The 542-nt window shown below is 65.9% G+C and carries 1 protein-coding gene; it reads left to right on the top strand.

Features of this window, described 5'->3' with window-relative positions; translation table 11 throughout:
• The coding region (locus IC50_RS38120; RefSeq protein ID WP_035716811.1) for a HAMP domain-containing protein at positions 1-542 on the top strand (542 nt) is incomplete at both ends.

The raw sequence follows: 542 nt of genomic DNA, 5'->3' as shown, positions 1-542 counted from the left end.
GGGCTGCCGAGGCCGCATCCGCCAACGCGACCTTCTCCATGATGATCGGCGGCCTCCTGACTCTCCTGCTCTCGCTCGTGGGTGCCTTCGGTGTCGCCATGGCCGTCACCCGTCCCATCCAGCGTATCACCAGCGAGATGGGCGTTCTGGCAAACGGCGATACGTCGCTGGTCGTGTCGGGAACGGAGCGCAAGGACGAGATCGGCGAGATGGCCCAGGCGGTCCAAGTGTTCAAGACCAATGCGATCGAGGTCGAGCGGCTCAAGGCGGAACAGGTCGAGGCTGAGCGACGGAATGCGGAACAACGCAAGCAAGACATGACCCGGCTCGCGGATGAGTTCGAAGGCGCTGTCGGCGAGATCATCGGAACCGTGTCGTCCGCCTCGACGCAACTCGAGGCGTCGGCCACCACCCTCACCGGTACCGCCGAACGCTCGCAGAGGCTCGCGACCACGGTCGCCTCCGCCTCGGAGGAAGCCTCGACCAACGTGCAATCGGTGGCGTCGGCCACCGAGGAGATGGCCTCGTCGGTGGGCGAGATC

The sequence above is a fragment of the Bradyrhizobium genomosp. I (2014) genome (genome assembly GCF_000261685.1).
GTDB lineage: Bacteria > Pseudomonadota > Alphaproteobacteria > Rhizobiales > Xanthobacteraceae > Bradyrhizobium.
This window is presented reverse-complemented; position numbering and strand designations above follow the sequence as displayed.